General features: G+C 48.9%; 17 protein-coding genes and 2 pseudogenes. 8 read left to right on the top strand and 11 right to left on the bottom strand.

Annotation, left to right across the window (positions count from 1 at the left end; all coding sequences use genetic code 11):
* Window positions 1-187 precede the first annotated feature (187 nt).
* The 3 genes from ATN88_RS12200 to fabB form a co-directional block, all read right to left on the bottom strand.
* Window positions 188-1213, bottom strand: coding sequence for an aspartate-semialdehyde dehydrogenase (locus ATN88_RS12200; protein WP_067416078.1), 1026 nt, complete (start codon window positions 1211-1213; stop codon window positions 188-190).
* A complete protein-coding gene (locus tag ATN88_RS12195) occupies window positions 1210-2355 on the bottom strand; it encodes a 4-phosphoerythronate dehydrogenase (protein ID WP_067416075.1) in 1146 nt (381 codons plus the stop codon). Before ATN88_RS12195 ends, ATN88_RS12200 begins: the two co-directional genes overlap by 4 nt.
* 208 nt (window positions 2356-2563) lie before the next feature.
* The gene (gene fabB / locus ATN88_RS12190; protein ID WP_067416070.1) at window positions 2564-3775 is read right to left on the bottom strand and encodes a beta-ketoacyl-ACP synthase I; all 1212 of its coding nucleotides are present in this window, start codon (window positions 3773-3775) and stop codon (window positions 2564-2566) included.
* Window positions 3776-3981: 206 nt separating this feature from the next.
* On the opposite strand from fabB, the gene mnmC reads away from it, so the two are divergent.
* The gene (gene mnmC, locus ATN88_RS12185) at window positions 3982-5985 is read left to right on the top strand and encodes a bifunctional tRNA (5-methylaminomethyl-2-thiouridine)(34)-methyltransferase MnmD/FAD-dependent 5-carboxymethylaminomethyl-2-thiouridine(34) oxidoreductase MnmC (protein WP_067416066.1); all 2004 of its coding nucleotides are present in this window, start codon (window positions 3982-3984) and stop codon (window positions 5983-5985) included.
* A 67-nt stretch (window positions 5986-6052) separates the two neighbouring features.
* Here mnmC and ATN88_RS12180 read toward each other — a convergent pair whose 3' ends face one another.
* Both ATN88_RS12180 and ATN88_RS12175 read right to left on the bottom strand, forming a co-directional pair.
* On the bottom strand, window positions 6053-6319 hold the full coding sequence (locus tag ATN88_RS12180) for a YfcL family protein (RefSeq protein ID WP_067416063.1): 267 nt from the start codon (window positions 6317-6319) through the stop codon (window positions 6053-6055).
* 9 nt (window positions 6320-6328) lie between these two features.
* Complete coding sequence (locus tag ATN88_RS12175) at window positions 6329-6856, bottom strand: elongation factor P hydroxylase (protein ID WP_067416059.1); 528 nt, start codon at window positions 6854-6856, stop codon at window positions 6329-6331.
* A 224-nt stretch (window positions 6857-7080) separates the two neighbouring features.
* Between ATN88_RS12175 and ATN88_RS12170 the strand changes: the two are divergent.
* Window positions 7081-7730: pseudogene (locus ATN88_RS12170) on the top strand (trimeric intracellular cation channel family protein).
* A 74-nt stretch (window positions 7731-7804) separates the two neighbouring features.
* On the opposite strand, the gene aroC reads toward ATN88_RS12170, so the two are convergent.
* Entirely contained in the window at window positions 7805-8890 is a 1086-nt protein-coding gene (gene aroC, locus ATN88_RS12165) for a chorismate synthase (RefSeq protein WP_067416056.1), read from the bottom strand.
* 228 nt (window positions 8891-9118) lie between these two features.
* Window positions 9119-10051 carry a 50S ribosomal protein L3 N(5)-glutamine methyltransferase gene (gene prmB / locus ATN88_RS12160; RefSeq protein WP_067416053.1) on the bottom strand — a complete coding sequence of 311 codons (933 nt, stop codon included), beginning with the start codon at window positions 10049-10051 and terminating at the stop codon, window positions 9119-9121.
* A gap of 134 nt (window positions 10052-10185) precedes the next feature.
* Here prmB and smrB point away from each other — a divergent pair, with 134 nt between their 5' ends.
* Complete coding sequence (gene smrB, locus ATN88_RS12155; RefSeq protein WP_067416050.1) at window positions 10186-10716, top strand: endonuclease SmrB; 531 nt, start codon at window positions 10186-10188, stop codon at window positions 10714-10716.
* A 61-nt stretch (window positions 10717-10777) separates the two neighbouring features.
* Here smrB and sixA read toward each other — a convergent pair whose 3' ends face one another.
* Window positions 10778-11269 (bottom strand): phosphohistidine phosphatase SixA, encoded by a 492-nt coding sequence (gene sixA, locus ATN88_RS12150; RefSeq protein ID WP_067416045.1) that lies wholly within the window; start codon window positions 11267-11269, stop codon window positions 10778-10780.
* Window positions 11270-11404: 135 nt separating this feature from the next.
* Between sixA and ATN88_RS12145 the strand changes: the two are divergent.
* Window positions 11405-14175 (top strand): annotated as a pseudogene (locus ATN88_RS12145) (insulinase family protein).
* Between the two features lie 91 nt (window positions 14176-14266).
* On the opposite strand, the gene fadJ reads toward ATN88_RS12145, so the two are convergent.
* Window positions 14267-16390 carry a fatty acid oxidation complex subunit alpha FadJ gene (gene fadJ, locus ATN88_RS12140; RefSeq protein ID WP_067416042.1) on the bottom strand — a complete coding sequence of 708 codons (2124 nt, stop codon included), beginning with the start codon at window positions 16388-16390 and terminating at the stop codon, window positions 14267-14269.
* Window positions 16390-17700 carry an acetyl-CoA C-acyltransferase FadI gene (fadI, locus tag ATN88_RS12135; RefSeq protein WP_067416039.1) on the bottom strand — a complete coding sequence of 437 codons (1311 nt, stop codon included), beginning with the start codon at window positions 17698-17700 and terminating at the stop codon, window positions 16390-16392. The genes fadJ and fadI overlap by 1 nt, the downstream gene beginning before the upstream one ends.
* Window positions 17701-18462: 762 nt before the next feature.
* Between fadI and ATN88_RS12125 the strand changes: the two genes are divergently transcribed.
* The 4 genes from ATN88_RS12125 (at window position 18463) to ATN88_RS12110 (ending at window position 22893) form a co-directional block, all read left to right on the top strand.
* Window positions 18463-19038, top strand: coding sequence for a sigma-70 family RNA polymerase sigma factor (locus ATN88_RS12125; protein WP_067416033.1), 576 nt, complete (start codon window positions 18463-18465; stop codon window positions 19036-19038).
* The gene (locus tag ATN88_RS12120; protein WP_067416030.1) at window positions 19025-19747 is read left to right on the top strand and encodes a DUF3379 family protein; all 723 of its coding nucleotides are present in this window, start codon (window positions 19025-19027) and stop codon (window positions 19745-19747) included. Before ATN88_RS12125 ends, ATN88_RS12120 begins: the two co-directional genes overlap by 14 nt.
* A gap of 222 nt (window positions 19748-19969) precedes the next feature.
* Window positions 19970-21271 carry an outer membrane protein transport protein gene (locus ATN88_RS12115; protein WP_067416026.1) on the top strand — a complete coding sequence of 434 codons (1302 nt, stop codon included), beginning with the start codon at window positions 19970-19972 and terminating at the stop codon, window positions 21269-21271.
* Window positions 21272-21591: 320 nt separating this feature from the next.
* Window positions 21592-22893, top strand: a complete 1302-nt coding sequence (locus tag ATN88_RS12110) for an outer membrane protein transport protein (protein WP_067416023.1) — start codon at window positions 21592-21594, stop codon at window positions 22891-22893.
* A gap of 71 nt (window positions 22894-22964) precedes the next feature.
* Here the strand turns inward: ATN88_RS12110 and ATN88_RS12105 are convergent, their stop codons facing one another.
* A complete protein-coding gene (locus ATN88_RS12105; protein ID WP_067416020.1) occupies window positions 22965-23753 on the bottom strand; it encodes an MlaA family lipoprotein in 789 nt (262 codons plus the stop codon).
* Window positions 23754-23777: the final 24 nt, after the last annotated feature.

Genomic DNA, 23777 nt, shown 5'->3' with positions numbered 1-23777 from the left:
CAGAAATAGGCTTTTCTCAATCGCAGCAATTTTCAGACCAAAAATTCACTGAAACTGATAATACTGGTTATTTCCCTAACTATATCGGAAGGGCAGAGGAAAACTGTAGTGTGGAGAGTTAAAACTGTGTTTTGTGATCAAAGAACCGGCACCACGTCACGTGATGCCGGTTTTTCATTGGGATTTCTTACAGATAATCGCGGATCAGAACTTCTGCGATTTGAACAGAGTTGGTGGCTGCGCCTTTACGAACGTTGTCCGCAACGATCCACATGTTCAAACCGTTTGGATGGCTGATGTCGTTACGCACACGGCCAACCATAACGTGGTCTTTGCCTGTCGCTTCTTTCACTTGGGTTGGATAGTCTTCACCGTAGAACACTTCCACGCCTTCAGTGCGAGCCAGAATATCCATCGCTTCTGTTGCATCTATCGGTTGCTGACATTCGATGTGCACGGCTTCTGCGTGCCCATAGAACACAGGCACGCGCACGCAGGTCGGGTTAACCGCAACGCTTTCATCACCAAGGATTTTTTGCGTTTCCCACACCATTTTCATTTCTTCTTTGGTGTAGCCGTTATCCATGAACTGATCGATGTGTGGCAGACAGTTAAACGCGATCTGCTTTTTGTACGCACTTGGCTCTGCTTCTTGGCTGTTCAGCAGTTTCACGGTTTGACCCGCCAGCTCATCGATACCTTTCTTACCGGTACCTGATACTGATTGGTAGGTCGCGACGTTAATGCGCTCGATACCTGCTGCATCGTAAATTGGCTTCAACGCCACCAACATTTGGATGGTTGAGCAATTCGGGTTAGCGATGATGTTACGGTTGCGGAAATCTGCAATCGCTTCTGGGTTAACTTCAGGCACGACAAGAGGAACATCAAAGTCGTAGCGGAAGCGCGAGGTGTTGTCGATGACTACAACGCCTTCATCGGCTGCGATTGGTGCCCAACGGTCAGATGCTTCTGAACCCGCTGAGAACAGTGCAATTTGCACCTGGCTCCAATCAAAATCTTCTACGTTTTTAACGCGCACGCTTTTGCCGTTAAAACGAATGGTTTCACCGGCACTGCGCTCACTCGCCAGCAAATGCAGGGTGCGCACTGGGAATTTACGCTCTTCCAACACCTCGATAATGGTGCGGCCAACAGCGCCAGTAGCACCTAAAACAGCGACATCGTAAGCCACATCAAATTCTTGTGTCATGATTGTTCCTCTACGGTAAAACCTAAATTAGCGAGCGACTCTAACCCAAAGTCAGGTTGTCCCGCTACTGTAATTGCACTGTACTCGCGTCTGTCCCAATAATTCTTACGCAAGCGGTCAAAGGTTGCGCGTTGATTATTGAGATCTACCATCTCTCGGCGAAACTCTGCGTCATCACGGCGAACGTCGTAGATAAGCTGACAAAGTGCCATCAGGTCTGCCGTGTCCCATTTCTTACTGAGAGAAACATGTGGGATTGGTGCCGTTGGCAGCAGCGATGAGGCGTCGACGTGTGCTTCACCATTATTGAGGAAATCGCAGTAGGCGTTGTAAATCATGGTGGTGCCACGTGCTTTACCTTCAAGGCCATACCCCGCCACATGCGGCGTCGCAAATGCGAGCAATGGCAAAAGCTCTAGGTCGACTTCAGGCTCAAACTCAAACACGTCCAGTACAGCAGTTAGCTGCTGCGTCTTTAATGCCGCTTTCAGCGCATCATTGCTCACCACTGGGCCGCGCGCCGCATTGATCAGGATGCTGTTAGGTTTAAGTGCTGCCAGCTCTTTTTCACTGATTAGATGATGCGTCGGGTGTTCACCTGCTTTCGTCAGTGGGGTATGCAGCGTAATCACATCACACTCAGCCAGCAGTGTGCTCAGTGGGTGAAATTCGCGCTTGTCACCTTCAGCTTCTTTCAGTGGATCACAAAGAAGGTGCGGAATACTCAATGCCGAAAGACATTTTGATAGATAAGAACCCACCTGACCCGCGCCGACAACGCCGACTTTGCGGTTAGTCAGCTCGAAACCTTGTTGCTGGCCAAGTACCAACAACGCACTGATCACATACTCAGCAACGCCTACCTTGTTACAACCCGGTGCGGCGGTAAAGAAGATACCTTTGCTTGCCAGCAAGTCAGCATCAACATGGTCGGTACCCGCTGTTGCTGTGCCTACGAACTTTAGGCGGTTCGCTTTTGCCAACAAGGCTTCGTTCACTTTCGTGACCGAGCGGATCATCAAAGCATCAACATCCACCAAGTCATCGGCAGTCAAATCACGTCCGGATTTTGCGGTTACGGTTCCCAAGCGGCTGAACAGGTCAGCGGCATACGGCATATTTTCATCAATCAGAATATTCACGCTGTTATCTCTGCACGTACATCAATGCCTCTATTGTGACGCTTTTCGGCATGACTTAAAACGAAAAAACCCGGCCGAAGCCGGGTAAAATCCAGGATCTGAAAGGTTGAACTCGGCTCTCATCGAACTCAACCCGCGTCTGTTGAAGGCTTAGAGCCAACGTCCCGGAAAACTCAGGGGACAAAAGGTGGCTGTTAGCCCCTTACGCTTATCCCTCGTATTTCTTGATCACCAGCGTGGCGTTGGTGCCACCGAAACCGAAGCTGTTAGACATCACTGTCTTCAGTTCTACTTCACGGGTTTCAGTCACAATGTCCAAACCTTCCGCTGCTGAATCTAGGTTTTCGATGTTGATGCTTGGCGCTACGAAGTTGTTATCCAGCATGATGGTGGAGTAAATCGCTTCGTGAACACCTGCCGCACCCAGTGCGTGACCAGTCATCGCTTTGGTTGCAGAAATTGCTGGGCTGTTGTTGCCGAACACTTCCTGAATCGCACCCAATTCTTTCACGTCACCTACTGGTGTGGATGTACCGTGGGTGTTGATGTAGTCAATGCTGTCTACGTCTTGCATCGCCATCTTCATACAACGGATTGCGCCTTCACCAGACGGTGCAACCATGTCGTAGCCGTCAGACGTTGCGCCATAACCTACGATTTCACCGTAGATTTTCGCGCCGCGTGCCAGTGCATGCTCAAGCTCTTCGATAACCATCATGCCGCCACCACCAGAGATAACGAAACCGTCACGGTCCGCATCGTAGGTACGAGACGCTTTTTCTGGGTTGTCGTTGTACTTAGTCGACAGCGCGCCCATTGCGTCAAACATCATAGTCAGTGACCAATCCAGTTCTTCACCACCACCTGCGAAAACAACATCTTGTTTGCCCAGTTGGATCAGTTCAACCGCGTGGCCGATACAATGTGCAGACGTCGCACATGCAGAGCTCATGGTGTAGTTAACACCGCGGATTTTGAATGGCGTTGCCAGACATGCAGAAACAGTAGAAGACATAGTACGTGGCACCATGTAAGGGCCTACGCGCTTCACGCCTTTCTCACGCAGAGTGTCTGTCGCTGCAACTTGGTTGATAGATGACGCACCACCAGAACCTGCTACCAGGCCAGTACGATCATTTGAAACTTGGTCTTCGGTCAGGCCAGCGTCTGCAATAGCCTGCTCCATTGACAGATAAGCGAAGCCTGCGGCATCGCCCATAAAACGAAACTTTTTACGATCGATGTGATCGGCTGGATTTAGCTTTAAATCACCCCAGACGTTGCTGCGAAGCTTCATGTCTGCGAATTGCTGGGAAAAGCTAATCCCTGATTTGCCCGACTTTAACGACTCCAGCACTTCTTTAACGTTGTTACCGATGCTGGAAACAATTCCCATACCTGTGATTACGGCTCGTTTCATCTTTTGTTCCTACAATTCGAGTTCGCCCCGATGATAGCGGTTTTAAATCAGCAAAGTGGTCAGCTTTCCTGTGTACACTTGTACGCTGAGATTTGGGTCACGCTGCTCTCGCCCCGCATTCCGTGGCCTGCGATTCTGTATCTCAACGTAAATTGGCGTTAGAATCCGCGCCTAGAAACAGATGCTAACAATTTAAGGTAAGGCCCGTGACCCCACCTCGCATAGAACACGCCCAAATCCATTGGAATGATGTCGGCACACCTGTGTCAGATAACTTTGACGATGTGTATTTCTCAAATGCCAATGGTTTGGAAGAAACGCGTTACGTGTTTTTAGCACAAAATCAGCTACCTGACCGCTGGCAGCACTTCAATCGTGACCGGTTTGTCATTGCTGAAACAGGGTTTGGTACCGGGCTTAACCTCCTTGCCGTGTGGCAATGGTTTGCCGCTTTTCGCGAAGCACACCCTGAAGCACAAACCCGTCAGCTTCACTTCATCAGCTTTGAGAAGTTCCCCGTTACAGCGTCTGACTTAGAAAAAGCCCATGCAGCATGGCCTGAGCTAGCTGACCTCGCGGCGGAGTTTCGACGCCACTACCCGGCGGCCGTATCAGGTTGCCACCGCATCATTCTTGCTGATGGCATGATCACGCTCGATTTGTGGTTTGGTGACATCAAAGACTGTATGCCACAAGTGTGGACCTCTGATGACGGTATCGTGGATTGTTGGTTCCTTGATGGTTTTGCACCCAGCAAAAACCCAGAAATGTGGAGCCAAGAGCTATTCAACGGCATGGCGCGACTTGCCAGAAATGACTGTACTGTCGCAACCTTTACCGCAGCAGGGTTTGTGCGTCGCGGCCTAATTGATGCTGGCTTTGCCATGAAAAAAGCCAAAGGCTATGGCACCAAGCGTGACATGATTGTCGGCACCATGGAAGAGCGCAACCAAGCTATCCAGCAAGCACCGTGGTACAAACGTGTTTCGTCTGACGACAGCAATGACGTTGCTATCATTGGTGGCGGTGTAGCAAGTGCCACGCTAGCCCTGTCTCTAGTACGTCGCGGCAAGCGTGTTTCCCTTTACTGCGAGCACGATAAACCGGGCCAAGCAGCCTCTGGTAATCGTCAAGGCGCAGTCTATCCGCTACTAAACGGCAACAATGATGCATTGTCGCGCTTTTTCGCGCCGGCTTTTGTGTTCTCTCGTCAGTTTGTCGAGCAGGCGGCAACCAAGATTGATTTTGACCATGACTGGTGCGGCGTGACGCAACTGGGTTGGGATGAGAAAAGTGCCGATAAACTGGCAAAAATGCTCACTGGCGGCTTCCCAGAAGCAATCATTACCAGCCTGACCAAGGAACAAACCGCAGATGTTACTGACATTGAGACCGGACATGGCGGAGTTTCCTACCCGATGGGTGGCTGGCTTTGCCCTCAGCAACTGACTCAAGGCCTGATTGCATTAGCAGAAGAAACAGGCCTGCTGACTTGTCACTACAACACCGAAATTACAGAAATTGAACGTAATGAAAGTGCTTGGAGTTTGAAATCAGCAAACGAAACGTTTGAACACGCTACCGTGGTCATTGCTAACGGTCATAAGTTCACGGCGTTTGAACAAACCGCCCCAATTCCAGCCTATGCCGTGCGTGGTCAGGTCAGCCATATCAACACCACGCCTGCACTGAAAAAACTCAAGACTGTCCTTTGCTACGACGGTTACCTCACACCTGTGAACCCGAAAAATGACACGCATTGTATTGGTGCCACTTACAGCCGTAACGATGTGTCGATGGATTTTCGCATGGACGATCAAGTTGAGAACCGACAACGCCTGATTGACTGTATTCCAGCAGAGTGGCCAAGTGCGATTGATACTGACCATGGTGCAGGCCGTGTAGGCATCCGCTGTGCAAGTCGCGACCATTTGCCGTATGTGGGTGATGTGTGTGTGTATGATGAGCTAACAACGGTTTATGCAGACTTGAAGCACAATCAGGACAATGCTGCTGACGTACCGGTCTACCCTAACCTTTACAGCCTGTTGGCACTGGGTTCTCGCGGTTTAACGTCTGCGCCGATTCTTGGTGAGCTGATGGCATCGCAAATTTGTGGTGACCCATTGCCTTTGCCTGTTGATGTATTGGATGCCCTTCACCCCGGACGCATGTGGGTGAGAAAACTACTGAAGGGTAAAGCTCTGTAGTAGGAAAACAAGATACAAAAAAAGGCACTGTTCATCAGTGCCTTTTTTGTTTCAAGCCAACCGTCGCTTAGTTTGCTTGTGCTTGCAGTGAAGACCACAAGTTCGCTACCAAGGCTTGGTCAGCCGGATTCAATTCGTTCGCATTGTCTTTCAGGCTGCCGTCAACGCGGATTTTCAGCGACTCGATATCATCAATGCCTTCCTGCTCACAGTCTGCAGCCGCCAGTGAAATGTGGCCACGCAGGTAACCGCTTGCAAACAGCTCATCGTCAGATGCGGTTTCTACCATGGCATCAATCAGATCGAGGATCTTTTCTTCATAGTCTTGGATCATGTTTTTCTCTCAAGCGTCAAAGTTTGCTGCAGTCAAAGGGGGCAGATTATAAAACGTTCTCAGGGCATCTGAATAGGCCTTCGCACGCTCTGGCATGCTGCCATCCAAATACGCCAATACCTGTTCACGCACTTTCGGGGTAAACGCAGGGCGATCAGGTTCAAAGTTTCCATTTAAGTTGTCACAGCTTACCTGAAAACGAAAGCCGCAGCTTGCCGACAGAATCCATTCCACAGCCTGAGGTTTAATCTCTACCTTTTCAAATTCCATTTGTGTTGTTTCGTCACGGCCATCCGGCTGATACCAGTAGCCGTAGTCTTCCAATAAACGACGCTCAGGCCCAGCAATGCACCAGTGCGCCACTTCGTGAAGTGCCGAGGCATAAAAACCACGCGCAAAAATGATGCGATGCTTGGCATGCTCCTCATCAGCAGGCAAATAGATTGGTTCATCACCACCCAGCAGCAGTTCTGTATTGAAGGTGTCGATAAAAGTCTGATTAAAGACAGAAATTAGGTCGTTGTAGTCGTGGTGCATGGAAGTAAATGTAAAAAATCAGTAACAACAAATTAGGTCGAGAGGCATTTTACCCATCCCACAGAGGCTTGTCGCAGGAAAAAGTCGCTTTAATGGTGATTTATCCGCCTTTAAGCATGAATCGAATTCATGCGTGAGTTCACAAGCTTTCATTGGTTTGTGAGATTTATCACACATACAATCGCGGGTAATTCGTCAATCTTATGTAACTCACTGAATAGAAAATGTTGTTGTCCACACTTTACATCATAGGTATCACCGCAGAAGCCATGACTGGTGCGCTCGCGGCTGGCCGCAGAAATATGGACTGGTTCGGCGTCATGCTGGTGGCCAGTTGCACGGCCATTGGCGGCGGAACGGTACGCGACATTTTATTGGGTCACTACCCATTAGGTTGGGTGGCGAACCCGCACTATTTAGTCATTGTGTGCGTAGCAGGCATTATCACGACCTGGATGGCATCTTGGTTCATCGCAACCACAAACTGTTTGTCGGTCTGGATTCACTAGGACTTATCGCATTCAGCATCATCGGCTGTCGTGTCGGCATGGACATGGGCCTTTCACCGCTGATCTGCGTGGTATCAGCCTTAGTCACAGGTGTGTTCGGTGGTTTATTGCGCGATCTTTTGTGTCGGCGTCAACCTATGGTGCTGCACAAAGAACTTTATGCCTCCGTGGCATTTTTATCCGGCGGCATGTATTGGGTATTGATGACCTACGGCGCGCAAATTGGCATTAATGAAACCTATGCGACCATTTCTACGCTGATTGTTGGTTTTGTTTTTCGAATGAGTGCCGTGCGTTTTGGTTGGAGCTTACCTGTGTTTAGCTTCGAATCAGACGACGAACCTAAAAAGGCCGAGGCGAAGTAAGTTTCAGCCCGCAGTAACAAACACAAAAAGGCCAGCATCTTGCTGGCCTTTGTTATTTCTATCTGTGCTCAAACTTAAATTTTTGGCGTCGCGGTTTCTACACCTGCATTCTGAGCACGATGGCGCAGCAGGTGATCCATCAACACAATCGCGACCATAGCTTCAGCGATTGGCACTGCGCGAATGCCCACGCATGGGTCATGACGACCACGCGTTACCACATCCACGGTTTCACCATCCACATTGATGGTTTCACCCGGCACTGTAATGCTTGAGGTTGGCTTAAGTGCCAAATGCGCCACGATCTCTTGGCCTGACGAAATGCCGCCCAGGATGCCACCCGCGTGGTTGGACTTGAAGCCACTCGGCGTCAGCTCATCACGGTGTTCGCTGCCGCGCTGATTGACCACATCAAACCCATCACCAATCTCAACACCTTTTACAGCGTTAATACCCATCAGAGCGTAAGCAATGTCGGCATCCAAACGGTCGAACACGGGCTCACCTAAACCGACCGGTACGTTGTTCGCTACCACGGTAAGTTTGGCTCCGATCGAGTCACCTTCTTTTTTTAGGTTACGGATCAGCTCATCCAGCGCATCGAGTTTGCTCGCATCTGGGCAAAAGAACGGGTTTTGCTCGACTTGATCCCAATCGACGTTATCAATGGTGACATCGCCCATTTGAGAGAGATAGCAGCGCACTTCAATGCCGTATTCCTGCTTGAGGTATTTCTTGGCGATGGCCCCAGCAGCAACGCGCATTGCGGTTTCACGCGCAGATGAACGGCCGCCACCACGATAATCACGATGACCGTATTTTTGGTGGTAGGTATAGTCTGCATGCCCCGGGCGGAAGCGATCGGCAATCTTTGAATAGTCTTGTGAGCGCTGGTCTGTATTTTCAATCATCAGACCGATTGAGGTACCTGTGGTTTTACCCTCAAACACGCCAGAAAGGAAACGGACTTCATCTGGTTCACGACGCTGCGTGGTGTATTTTGATGTGCCTGGACGGCGACGATCCAAATCTACCTGCAAGTCAGCTTCTGAAATTTCCAGTCCCGGAGGACACCCGTCAACGATACACCCTAAAGCCACTCCATGACTTTCACCAAAGGTGGTAACTCTAAAAACCTGACCTATTGTGTTGCCTGCCATTACTTCCTCTGTCTCTTCTTCTGCGGCACTACTGCTTCAGGTTAATGAAACATAACCAGCTCAGAGAAGCAAAAATTTTTTAAGGCGGTGCTTTCCAACTCTTTGTGTAAAAGGCTGAATATCGACAAGAAGAGAAAAATACGAACGGTAAAAATAAAAAAGGCCGAAATGGGTATTTTCGGCCTTTTAAACTCTGCAAAACGTCAGGGTGACTGCGTCTTTCGTTGCTTAGTCTTTGTAGATAGAAAATTCGTCAGCAACACTTACCAAGTCTTGGTAAGTCATCATGAACACGCCGTGACCGCCGTTTTCAAATTCCAGCCACGTCAATGGAACGTGTGGGTATTGTTCTTGAACGTGAACCATAGAGTTGCCCACTTCACAGATAAGCACGCCGTCTTCTGTCAGGTAATCCGGTGCGTTAGCAATGATACGACGCATCAGTTTCAGACCGTCGCTACCCGCAGCCAAGCCAAGCTCTGGCTCGTGACGGAATTCGTCTGGCAGTGAGTTCATGTCTTCTTCATCCACATACGGTGGGTTAGACACGATCAGGTCGTATTTGTCTTTAGGCAGGTCGCGGAACAAATCAGAACGGATAGGGAAAACTTGCTGCTCCAAACCGTGCTCTTGAATGTTCATTTCCGCCACTTCCAGCGCATCGGTAGAAATATCTACCAGATCCACTTCTGCTTCTGGGAAGGCATAAGCACACGCGATACCGATACAACCACTACCTGTACACAGATCCATGATGCGCTGTGGTTCAACTGGCAGCATTGGGCTGAACTGGTTTTGGATCAGCTCACCGATTGGTGAACGTGGCACCAATACACGCTCATCGACGTAGAATTCCAAATCGCAGAAATACGCTTTGTTGGTCAAGTAAGCCACTGGCGTGCGCTCATTGATACGACGAACAACACGCTCAACAATGCGATGACGCTCGCTGGTGGTCAGGCGAGATTCACGAACATCGGCAGGCACATCGATAGGAAGATACAAAGTTGGCAACACCAGTTGTACCGCTTCATCCCATGCATTGTCCGTTCCGTGACCGTAAAACAATCCTGCCGCGTTAAAGCGACTTACCGTCCAACGCAGCATGTCCTGCAGCGTACGTAGCTCGTTGACAACTTCATCAACAATAATCTTATCCAAAATGGCCTCCACTAGCCCGATTCACCCCAGCGCATCGCTCTCGGCGTATCCGGCATAGGTCAATTCCAAATCCGACAACAAGACATTGCGCGTATTTTGAGTACAATGCAGCTATCAGTATTTGGAATTGACTTATGAGCAAGAATACCCCGATCCCAGACGATGATTTCTCATTGTTCCGCGATGCGGTGAAAGGCGTTAAAAAACTGCAGCAGGATACCATAACTCCGCCAAGACGCCAGACAACAGAACAATCTAAGAAGAAGCTGTCAGACTCGACGGTCAGAGACCATACATTCTATTTTTCGGATGAGTTTGAGCCGCTGTTGAAAGAAGATGGCCCAACACAATACGCGCGCACTGGCGTGTCTAAGTACGAAGTGAAACGCCTTCGTCGTGGTGTTTATGTGCCGGATATGTTTTTGGATCTGCATGGTATGACGCAGATGGAAGCCAAACGCGAGTTAGGTGCGTTGATTGCAGCGTGCATAAAAGAAGACATTAGCTGTGCGTGTGTGATGCACGGTATTGGCAAGCACATTTTGAAGCAAAAGACCCCACTTTGGCTTGCTCAGCACCCTGACGTTTTAGCGTTCCACCAAGCTCCTCTAGAGTTTGGCGGCGACGGAGCTTTGCTGGTTCTGATTGAGATCCCAGAAAAGTAAGCTCAAAAGCATCAAACCGTACTTACAAAAAAACGCCCATCACGGGCGTTTTTTCATGCTGTTAGGCGCAGTCTTCCAATTGGCTTGGCGTTTTAAGCCACATCACATCACTCGCACCGGTTTCTGGGTCGAAATCAACACATGAGATAGAGGATGTTGGGAACATAGGCGGCTGCATGTCTGGCGCAAACTCAGCAGTCAGATAGCCCACCAGCGGTAAATGTGATACCAGCAATATAGATGCAGGGCTTTCCACATCAGCCAGCGCGCGAACATAAGACGCTACATGCTCGCTGTCACCGTAAGGCGTAATGCCTTCTTCTGTCAGCACACGTTTAGGGCTAGGCAAGACGGTTGAACACCCTTGCCACGTCTGTTGCGCACGAAGATATGGACTAACCAGCACCATATCCAGCTTCCCATCTGGCAATTCGTTAGCTAGCCAACGCGCCATTTCAATCGATTGCTGTTCTCCACGCTCAGTGAGCGCGCGTTCTTCGTCCGTGGCGGCAAAGGTCTGCGCCTCACCATGGCGCATGATATAAATTCGCATAGGAATACTGCTTATTTAAAAGTTTCCAAATAATGCTACCAGCGAAACGCGCATTCTGGAACGATAAAGCGCACAGATGTTTGCCTCAGTTTGGTTAGATAGTCATAATTAAGACCTCATCACTGGAGGTGCTTTGTGCAAATCAGTCCAAACGATCAACGTGGCTATCGCCACCTCACACTCGACAATGGATTACGTGTCTTGCTCATCGAAGACGCACAAGCGCCGCGCAGTGCCGCCGCGTTAACCGTTAACGTCGGTCACTTTTGCGATCCATCTGACCGCGAAGGGTTGGCTCACTTCCTTGAGCACATGCTTTTTCTTGGCACAGATAAATACCCTGTTGTCGGCGAGTTCCAGTCTTTTATTAGCCGCCACGGTGGCAGCAATAATGCGTGGACAGGTACAGAGAACACCACGTTTTTCTTTGACATTCAGCACCCGCATTTTGAAGAAGCGTTAGATCGCTTCAGCCAGTTTTTTACCGCGCCGCTGTTTAACGCCGACGCCGTAGACAAAGAGCGCAACGCGGTTGACTCCGAATATAAGCTCAAGCTTCAAGATGATGTAAGACGCATCTACCAAGTGCAAAAAGAGACCATCAATCCCAACCACCCTTTTTCCAAATTTTCGGTGGGTAGTGCGGATACGTTGGAAGACAGAGAAGGCAGCAGTGTCCGTGATGAACTGGTAGCGTTTTATAAGCATCACTACAGTGCCAATTTAATGACAGCCGCGGTTATTGGGCCTTTCACGCTTGATGATCTTGAAAGCCTAGCCAATGACGCGTTTGGCAGCATTCCAAACCACAACTTGCCGCCCTTTATTCCAGAAGTAGCTTTTACTGAAAAGGCACAGTTACAGCAATTCATTGCCATTGAACCGCTCAAAGACGTACGCAAATTGACGCTGGCGTTTGCCATGCCGTCAACCGACGAGTTCTACAAAATAAAACCGCTTTCGTACATCGCCCATCTTTTGGGCTACGAAGGTGCAGGCAGCGTGATGTCGCTGCTAAAAAACAAAGGGTACATCAATAATCTTTCTGCCGGCGGCGGCATCAGTGGCTCTAACTTTCGCGAGTTCACTGTCAGTGTTGGGCTGACCGAAGTGGGTCTGTCAAAAATCGACAGCATCGTCATGTATATCTTTCAGGCGATTAAGCTTATTCGCGACACGGGGCTCGCCGAGTGGCGATATGCGGAAAAGCGTGCTGTTCAGGAAATGGCGTTTCGCTACCAAGAACCACTGAGACCGCTCGATACCGTCAGCCACCTGGTGCTCAACTTGCAACACTATGATGCTGATGATGTGCTTTATGGCGATTACATGATGCAGGCATTTGATGAAAGCCTGATCAGAAAAATGCTCGGCTACCTGACGCCAGACAATCTTCGCCTGACGCTCATTGCCAAAGGCGGTAAGTACGATCGCATCGCCAAATGGTATGACACGCCATACAGCGTCAAACCCTTTACCGAAAAGCAGCTCGATAAGTGGCGTTCTCCACTCATATCGTCTGCGCTGTCATTGCCAGATCAAAACCCGTTCATCAGCTACGAGTTAGATCCCGCGCTACTCGAAGCCCCGGACAAAGAGAAGCCTCAGCTCATCCAGGAGCTGCCAGGATTTAGACTATGGCACCTTCAAGACACGGTCTATCGTGTGCCAAAAGGTGTTATCTATGTGGCGATAGACAGTCCACATGCGGTCTCCTCCGTGGAGAACATCGTCAAAACGCGCGTCAGCGTTGAGATGTTGCTAGAAGCCATTAATGAAACGGCCTATCCCGCTGAAGTCGCTGGCCTGAGCTACAACCTTTATGCCCATCAAGGGGGGTGACACTCAAACTCAGCGGTTTCAATGAGAAGCTGCCGCTGCTGCTTGATTTGGTGCTGGAACGCTTTGCCAAACGCGATTTCAACCCCGATCGTTTTGACATAATCAAAACCCAACTGCTTCGCGGTTGGAAGAATGCCACCCAAAACAAACCTATCAGCCGTTTGTACAACGCGATGACGGGCATTTTGCAGCCTAATAATCCGCCGTACGAACAGCTGATAAAGGCATTGGAACCGCTCCAAGTGTCTGCGTTGCCTGACTTTGTTAATCGCGTAATGTCTGAACTTCACGTGGAAATGTTCGTGTATGGCAACTGGCAAAAGGCGCAAACACTGGAACTTGCCGAATCCATCAAACAAGCTCTACGTGTGCATGACCAACGCTATCAAGAGTCCACGCGCCCACTGGTGCTTTTGAACAATGCTGGTAGCGCGTCATACCACCTAAGCAGCGATCAGCAAGATTCCGCGGTCCTGGTGTATTACCAAAGCCACACGACCGAACCACAAGATGTCGCCATGTACACCTTTGCCCAGCATTTGATGTCGGCGATTTTCTTTAATGAGCTCAGAACTAAACAGCAACTGGGTTACATGGTGGGTTCAGGCAACATGCCGCTTAACCGCCATCCTGGTTTGATTTTCTATGTTCAATCGCCGCAGGCTGGCCCTTCCAAGCTGATGGAAGCGATCGATGATTTCTTGAATGCATTCTTCTTGGTATTGCTAGAGCTTAACGAAGCGCAGTGGCAAGCCAGTAAACAAGGTTTGATAGCGCAAATTGAAGAACCGGATGCTAACTTACGTGCTCGCGGTCAACGCTATTGGATAAGTATCGGCAATAAAGATGTTCATTTTGAGCAACGTCGTAAAGTCGCAGATGCCATCAAGCAAATGGACCGCGCAGACATGGTGAAGTTTGTGGTTGAGAAACTGAAACCACGCACCTCAGACCGTTTGGTTATGCACAGTTGCGGCCTCGCCCACCCCGATCAATGCTCACTGGAAGGCACGAACGAAATCACGTCTGTTACCGAGTTTCGCCGCAATCGCTTGGAGCGATAGTAGAGCTCGACTGCGCTATATTTCTTAACGAACAGAAAAAAGAAAACCCGGCAATGACGCCGGGTTTTTATTTGTTTGAATACACCAAGGCTTACTCGTAAAAAGCGACACCTTCTGATGCCATTGCCTTCAAGCGATCACACGGCGCAAATCGGTCGCCATACTTAGCCTCATGCTGTTCGAGCAGCTCCACCACACGCTTAACACCAATTTGGTCCATGTATCGGAATGGACCGCCCAAGAACGGCGGGAAGCCAATACCAAATACAGCACCAATGTCACCATCACGCGCAGATTTCACGACACCTTCATCCAAACAACGCGCGGCTTCATTGAGCATCATCAATACACAGCGCATAGCCAGTTCGTGGCCTGAAAGCTGACTTTTGAGTTCAACACCCAATAAGCCGTAAACGCGTTTATCCACTTCTTTCTTCTTGCCGTTGTAGGTGAAGAAGCCCTTTCCACTCTTGCGTCCTTTGCGGCCGTCATTAAGCATTACATCGAACATGTCTGGGGCGCGGAAACGCTCACCCAGCTCATTGAGCAGAATTGGGCTGATCTTCGCCCCAATATCGATGCCCACTTCATCCAAGAGCGTAACAGGCCCCACTGGGAAGCCGAAATCCAACAAGGCATTGTCGATATGTTCCACCGACTCGCCAGCCAGTAGCGTGGTCGCGGCTTCGTTCATGTAAGGTGCCAGAATGCGATTAACATAGAATCCCGCTTTGTCGGCAACCACAATCGGCGTTTTACCTTGCTTTTTAGCAAGCTTCACCACCGTAGCCACGGTTTCTTCCGATGTACCCGCGTGAGGAATGACCTCCACCAGCGGCATCTTGTCGACTGGACTGAAGTAATGAAGACCGACGATATTTTCAGGACGCTTTGCACCTTCCGCAATTTGGTGGATAGGCAGTGAGGAGGTATTGGTGGCAAAAATGGTATTTTCCGCCAGCGCACCTTCTACCTCTTCCACCATGTTGTGCTTAAGGGACAAGTCTTCAAATACGGCTTCGACAACCACGTTGCAGCGGTTCATACCGGAATAATCCGTTGAGCCACTGATGCGTGCCATCTGCGCCTGAAGCTCAGCTTTGGAGATGATGCGGCGTTTGCGTTTCTTATCGAGTAACTTGTAGCTGTAGTTCATCGCATTGAGAAGACCGTCGTTGCTGACGTCTTTTACGCGCACCGGCAGGTTAGCTTTGGTCGCTGAAACATTGGCAATACCCGCGCCCATCAAGCCACCACCGAGCACTGCAACGCCCGTCACTTCGCGAGGCTCTGCTTCCGCACCGGTTTCTTTTTTCATTGCCGTTGTCGCAAAGAACAAGCTGCGAAGGGCTGCAGATTCCTTGGTCATCACCAACTCGCCAAAGCGTTTCGCTTCGAGAGCCAAGCCTTTCTCTACTCCTTTATCAAGGCCATGCTTAATCACTTCCAAAATGGCCTCGGTCGCAGGGTAGTTACCACGTGTTTTTTCGTGGGTTTTCTTCGCCGCTTGATCAAAGACCACAGAGCGCCCTAGCGCGTTGCCGCCCATTGCCCAATCTTGCCATGAGCTTTTACGTTTTGGTTTGCTCTTGCCTGCCAGCTCTTCCGCCACCTTAAGTAGGACTGAGTGCGTCACAACATCATCAACCACACCCACTTTCTTTGCTTTCTTGGCGCGAAGTTGTTTACCCGTCAGGATCATATCAAGCGAGCCTGCAACACCTATCAAACGAGGTAATCTCTGCGTACCGCCTGAGCCGGGTAGTAAGCCAAGTTGCACTTCTGGCAGACCAATTCGGGTTTTGTCATCGTCTGTCGCCACGCGGCTGTGACAAGCCAAAGCCAACTCAAGACCGCCGCCTAAGCAAGGGCCATGAATCGCCGCGACCACATGAAATGGCAACTTCTCTAGGCGGGTAAAAAGTTGCTGACCAGCTTGTGCAATCGCTTGTGCATCTTCTGCCGTTTCGCAGGCGTCTAACATACGCACATCCGCACCCGCGACAAAGTTGTCAGGTTTTGCTGAGTAAAGCACCATACCTTTGATGTCTTTGTTGCCTTCAAGCTCCGTCAAAATGGCACCAATTTCATCGACGAAGCTCGCTTGCAGCGTATTCATGCTCTCGCCGGGTACATCAATACTCAACCATGCAATGCCGTTATCGCCATGGCGAAGCGAAAAAACAGAGCCTGTTGATGGGGTTTGCTCGTTCATTACTCCACCTCCAAAATCATTGCAGCACCAAGGCCACCTGCAGCACACGCTGTGTTCAACGCTAAGCCACCGCCACGACGACGAAGCTCATTTAATGTTTGTGTGATCATACGTGCCCCCGTTGCAGCAAAGGGGTGTCCGTAAGCAATGGAGCCGCCAAGAACATTGAACTTGTCCATGTCGATTTCACCGATTGCACTGCTACGCCCCAGTTTCTGCTCTGCGAAGGTTTTCGAACCGAACATTTTTACGTTTGCCAGTGCTTGAGCAGCAAACGCTTCATGCATGTCAATTAAGGTCAAATCGTTAAGCGTGATACCTGCGCGATCCAATGCCATCGGCGTCGCATATGACGGGCCCATCAGCATGTCGTGCTCAACTTGAATTGCCGCAAATGCGTAGGAACGGATGTAACCCAAAGGCACCACCCCCAACTCTTTCGCCCGGCCTTCACGCATTAACATCACTGCTGCGGCACCGTCGGTCAGAGGTGTACTGTTTGCAGCGGTAACAGTGCCATGCTTACGATCAAACGCTGGACGCAACTTGGCGTAACTTTCAAGCGTGGAGTCTTCTCGGACATTGTTGTCTTTATCAATCCACTGCTTGAAGGGTTCTGGAAACGCCGTCATCACTTCATCGCGCACCAAACCATCAGCCCATGCTTTAGCAGCAAGGCTATGCGAACGGTGTGCTAATGCATCTTGGTCTTCACGGCTGATGTGATGTGATTTCGCCATTTGCTCGGCGGTTTGCCCCATGCTAAGGCCAGTGGAGTATTCCGCCACAGCGGGTGGCACTGGAGCCAAATCTTTCAATGATAATTTGGAAAGCAGCTTGAGGCGCTTGCTCATGGTTTTGGCTTTGCTCAACGCCAGCAAGGTCGCCGCCATCTTTTTGGAAACACCAATGGGTAAAACTGACGACGAGTCCGCCCCACCCGCTATACCGATGTCTACTGCACCGGCCATGATGCTTTCTGTCACATTCACGACAGATTGGAAACTGGTCGCACAGGCGCGACTAACGCTATAAGCGTCAGTATGAATATTCATACCTGTGCCGAGCACAATCTCGCGTGCAATATTCGGTGCTTCTGGCATTTGCACAACTTGGCCAAACACAAGTTGGTCAATCAACGTCGGGTCAATGGCGGTTCGATTGAGCATCTCGCTCACCACCATTTTTCCTAGATCGACGGCGGGTACATCTGCATACGCAGTTGACTGCCGCGCAAACGGGGTACGCAATCCTGCGACGACGGCGATGCGTTCTCCCTGACGGGTTGTCAGGTTTTGGGGAGAGTTCATTGCTGCTCCTTGCTTGTTAGAGGTCAGACCAGAAAAGTGTAACCAATTTGTTACCAAATTTAAACGTGCGTTTTAATCAATTCGATAAAGCAAAAATAGACCGTACCGACATTTTTGAAAATTCCTCAGTCGTCGGTCGATGGAAAACAGGTCAAAAGCAAAAACGAAGGAAGCGCGTTGCGGGGGGATATACTCAATGAACAATTGAAAAAGATAGGGTGAAAAAGAGAGAGGCGTAGGAGCAGGCAAAAAAAAACCACACCGAATCGGTGTGGTAACGTATGTGGAAAGCAATCACGTATTCAATTCAATTGTCGTAAAGCCAATTGCAAATCAGGCCCAAAGACCTGAGGAGAAAGTAAAGTCAGCCTTCAAAAAGGAAGTTTGTCATCTTGCTCAACACGGTGTCGTTCTCAAACTGTTTGGTAAACCAACAAACAAAATGGGCGCGCCACCAGATGACAGTGCTTACTATACCCATTGAAAGGGAAGCATTTTTGAAGCAGATCAATTTTATGTTCGATTCTGTCGCGCGAAGGGACTATTCATGGAGAAACAGCGCGTATTTGCCCAGAATTAGCTAGATTTATATGAATATTGTTGCGTTAAGCCTCTACCCTTCCCTCAGTCTCAATATTAGAAATGTGATCTTAAAGGCACCTTATTCACTCACATTTGAAACGCAATTCATTATCATGAGTGATGTAATGACGTAAATCGTTGCTCAACATCAGAAAAAACCAGACTTTCAGGAAGACCAGAATGGTTTTAAATTTTTTTGGAAAGAAAACGTCAGCTTCCCAGGTCTCTAAGGATATGGAAAAGCAAAGACGATACGAAGCGCTCGTGAGAGCCTGGCACAGAGACCTATATCGCTATGCGTATTGGCTGACGAAAGATCAGCACGTCGCAGAGGATTTAGTGCAGGAAACTTGTCTGCGTGCTTGGCGCTCGCTCGATAGCCTTCAAGATGACAACGCTGCGAAAGCATGGCTGATCACCATTCTTCGCCGAGAAAATGCACGTCGATTTGAGCGCAAGCAGCTCGAATTGGTAGATATTGATGACCATCAGGTGGCAGACAATACTCAGCCTAACGAAGAAGCCTCGGTAGAACAGCAATGGCTTCACAAGCAGATAATGCGTCTAGCTCCTGAATACCGAGAGCCGCTAGTGCTTCAGGTGTTGGCTGGTTTTAGTGGTGAAGAAATCGCTGAAATTCTCGATCTGAATAAAAATACAGTGATGACGAGACTGTTCCGCGCCAGAAACCAATTAAAAGAATACATGGATAATCAAACTCAACCTCAAAGGGGAGCGCAAAATGGACGAGCTTGAATTTCGCCGCCGTTTATTGGCGGATCCTCAAGACAGAGATCCGGCACTTTCTGCCGCTAAGCAAGAATCACCCGCTAACCAAAAATTGGCGGCGGAGCTAGAGCAACTGGATGTGATGATCGATCAGGCTCTGCGTGTTGATGTGCCAGAAGATCTTGTCGATAAAGTGTTGTTTAAACAAACCAGTGATGTGATCAGGGAGAATCGTAAGCCTCGATTCCACCTTGCTATCGCTGCGTCCGTTGCCTTTGTGTTCGGTATTATGCTTGGTCAATTTAATTGGCAGACACTACCAACGGCTCCAACTAGTCCAAATCTTGGTCAGATTGCGCTTGAGCATTACTACCACGAAGAAGGGTTTACCAAGGATGCGTTTGAAGGGGCAACGTTGCAGCAAGTCAACGCCAAGCTTCTGCCGTTAGGTAAAACGTTTAATGGCACGCTACCTGGGCAAGTCTCTTACCTAAACCACTGCAGCTTCGATGACCGACATGCTGTGCATATGGTTTTAAAAGCTGACAATGGCGAAGATTACACGGTGTTTGTGGTTCCACAGCAGTCTCCAGCGATGGAGAAATATACTGATGGAAACATGGAAGCTGTTTCAATGCCAGCCAACGACAGCAGTGTCATTGTGGTAGGCAAGGAAGGCTCAGACATCATGCCTGTCTTGGAAGAGCTGACAAAGCACTTAAACCAAAAAGCATAAACGCCGCAAATACACACTTCATTACAAATTGACGGGGAGCAGATGCTCCCCGTTTTTCCTTTAAGTTACGCCATATTGACGCAGATAGTTGCATTTTCAGAACAATGTCTCGTAACTGGTCAGATTTCCAATTAACAGCCTTCACAATAGAATCCGCCCAGCTTTTCGAAAAGCACTAAAAAATAAATAAATATTAGAAATTCCATCGGATTAATTCACATTATGAATAAGAAGCGTCTGTTTATCCGCTCAGCAGTGGCAATTGCTGTTGCAGCGAGTTCTACGTCAGCACTGGCTGCTGGCTTCCAATTGAATGCCCAATCAGCAACGGGTATCGGCCGTGCGTTCGCAGGTGATGCTGTTATCGCAGATAACGCAGCAGTAATGGCACGTAACCCTGCGGCAATGGCACTGTTCGGCGAAAATGCGTTCTCAATCGGTTTTGAAACTGTCACAACCATGATTGAAGTTAAAGATGCTAAGTACTGCGGTGCCGTTTGTCAGCAGTTCCCTGAAAAGCTACAAAACCCAGTTTCAGTTGATAATATCGATGATGTCGGCGGTACATCAATTGCACCAAATGTGCATTTCATTCATCCAATCAACGAGAAATTCGCTGTAGGTATCAACGCTTACTCGAATTTTGGTACTAAGACTGAGTTTGCAAGTGACTACCATGCTACTGAATATGGTGGTCTAACTGATGTTAAGAGCTTCAACCTTGGCTTAGCGGGTTCATACCGTCTAAACGAACAATGGAGCTTCGGTGCAGGTATTGATCTGATCTACGGTCAGGGAACGATGAAACGCGAGCCTAACAGCGTGATTGGCTCAATTATCGGAAGTCAACTACCTCAGCTTGCTGGCAAGCCTCTGCTAGACGTAGATGGTGCAACAGGCTTTGCCGTTGGTTTCAACGTAGGTACTGTGTTCGAACTGGACGAAAACAACCGTTTTGGCTTCTCTTACCGTTATAGCCCAGAATTCGAAGCAGAGGATGACAAAGGTCAGAAAATCACTCTGCCACTGCCAGACATTGCTGAATTCTCTGGTTACCATAAAATCCAGGATACTAAGTTCGCTGTTCACTACAGCGTTCAATATATCGGCTGGGGTGCTTTCGACCAAATCAGCTTCGACAACCTGCAAGGGTCTGTATTGAGTGGGTCATATGACAAACAGTACGGTTGGCAAGATGGTTGGCACTACAGCATCGGTGGTACTTACTACCTGAACAACGATTGGACGTTGCGCGCAGGTTACATGTACGACACCAGTGCTCAAGACCAAATTACATCAATTTCGGTGCCGGACTCAGACCGTCAGTGGCTGTCTGCTGGCCTGACATACCATCTGGACCAGAAGTCTTCAATCGATTTCGGTTTCACTTACCTGATGGGCGAAGAAGTTTCAGTATCTGAAAGCACTCCGAACCCATTTGGTGGTAAAGATCTATCTTCGATTACTGCAACCACTCAAGCAAACGCAATCCTGATGGGCCTGCAGTACAGCCGCAGTTTCTAATAACGGCTAAAGTTAGGTTAGAAAAAGGGAGCTTAGCTCCCTTTTTTGTTCGCTGAATTTCGAAGACTTATCTTCTAGAGCTCCAATTTAGCCCACATTTCAGCGTACATTGGTGCGCTATATTCCACTTATTTTATTACATGTGTACGCTGAAATTCAGCGTACACATGTAAATTCAGACCATTTTCACAGAATTTATATCCACACAAACTATGTTTACAGGATGAAACATCTAAAAATATACTCTCAATGGGTGTCAAAATTGATTTAGAGTTTTTGCTCAGTACTCTATACGCCTCCAAAAACTCAATCAAATGACTATGAACAAGAACAAATACTTACCGCTAGCCATTGCTGCGGCATTAGGCTCTCTTTCTTCAATAGCAGTAAACGCAGCTGGCTTCCAACTTGCAGAGTACTCAGCAACCGGTCTTGGTCGCGCGTACGCAGGTGAAGCTGCAATGGCAGACAATGCGAGCTCACAATGGCGTAACCCTGCTCTGTTGACCGACCTAGAAGGTACTCAGGTTTCAGTTGGCGCAATTTATGTAGACCCAAATATTGATGTTAATGGTGAAGTAAGTTTCTACCACCATGAGCCACATCAAGTTTCATCTGAAGACTTTGCTCACGCTGCTGTTATCCCTAACTTCTACTTTTCCCATCAAGTGAATGAGCAACTTGCACTTGGTGTAGCCTTTGGTACGAACTACGGCATGGAAACTGACTTGGGAACTGATTTTGGCGGCTCTCACTTTGGTAACAAAGCAAGCATCATCTCTAAAGAAGCCAATTTCAATGCTGCTTACAAAATTGCTCCCGCTATTAGTCTGGGTGCTGGCTTACGTGTCGTTATGGCAGATGGCAGCTTTGGTGCCACAATGCCAGAAAAGAACCTTGTTGGTGCGCCACAAGGCACCACACTCAAATACATGGCTGGCGACGATATTTCTTGGGGATGGCAAGCAGGCGCGACTTGGCAAATTAACGACAACAACCGTTTAGGTTTTGCCTATAAGTCAGAAGTTAACTTGACGCTAGAAGGTCACGCTGAAGGCGTGGGCTTTGATAAAGTTGCTGGTGCCTATAAGAAGCCTAGTTATGCGGGTTCAATGGATTTGGCTTTGCCAGCAACGGCTGAAATCGCTTCTTTCCATCAAATCACCGATAAGCTTGCTATGCACGCAAGCATCAACTGGACAGATTGGAGCAGCTTTAAAGAGCTGAAAGCAGATATCCCACAGTTCTCTACCCCACAAGATGTGAAGCTAGAAAACTGGAAAGATAACTACCGTTTTGCTCTAGGTGCTACTTACCAAGTCGATGACAAACTTGCTCTACGTTCAGGTGTTGCTTTCGATACAGCAGCAGTAGATGATAAATACCGCACAGCGACCATCCCTGAGACAGATCGTACTTGGTTGAGTGTTGGTGCGGGCTATCAATGGAGCGAAGAGCTGACGTTTGACGCAGGTTTCACTTACATTTTTGCGAAGGATGCTTCGTTCTCAGAACCACGTGACCCTTCTGATGCTCTTTCTGCTTTGATCGGCGGTGGACTTGAAGGTCAAGTAACCGGCAACGTTTGGCTGGCAGGCGTTCAAGCGACTTACCGCTTCTAAGCTCAATCTTCGTTCCCAAGAATCAAAAACGCCACCCATTGGGTGGCGTTTTTATTTGTCCGTTTTCTACGCTAGTAATCGTCGATTTCATCTAACAAGGCTTCATCGAAATCGTCTTCGTCGAGGTTGTCTTCGACAACTGCATCACTGCCTTGAGCTCTAAATGCTTTGTTTTGCAGATATGCGTCTCGTGTGAAAGCATAAGGATCAGGCGATGCTTCCAAGATAGCTTCTTGTGGAACTAAAGCGGCTCGGCTTTCCATACCATCAAACGCCCACTTCAAGATAGCTTGTGGGAATGTTAGCAAAGACAGCGGTGGGTAAAGGTCATCAACAACATCACCGACGCCCTCGCGAATCGTCAACGGTCCGTAAACAGGGATCATAAAGTATGGCCCTTGTCCGATGTCGTAGTATCCCATCGCATCACCAAACTGACGCTCATCTAGCTTTTGAATATCCGCTGCAGATGCAATATCGACAAGACCTGCCACACCGAACACGGTGTTAATCCAGAAACGATTAAAGTGGGTCAGTGCCTCTTCGCCTTCCAGCATAATGAGGCTATTCACCATGCTCGCGGGTTCTTCAAGGTTGCTGATAAAGTTTGATATACCTGTGCGCGCGAAACTTGGCACGTAATTCACGTAAGCAAGAGAGACGGGACGGGCGATATACGGGTCGAGATAGTCGTAGTTGATTGCCCACATTGCACGGTTGAACCCTTCAAAGGGGTCATTGGGGTGGGCGATATCAAACTCTTCATTGGTTTCAGCATCGGCCAACGATTCCTGCGGTGACTGCGCACACCCACTGAGTCCAATAACTAGCCCGAGGGCGATGACTAACTCTTTCCACATACAGATGTTTGTTCCTAACTAAAA

It is taken from the genome of Enterovibrio coralii (genome assembly GCF_001559595.1).
Taxonomy (GTDB): Bacteria; Pseudomonadota; Gammaproteobacteria; order Enterobacterales; family Vibrionaceae; genus Enterovibrio; species Enterovibrio coralii.
Note: the sequence above shows the minus strand (reverse complement) of the source record. Positions and strands in the feature narration are given on the sequence as shown.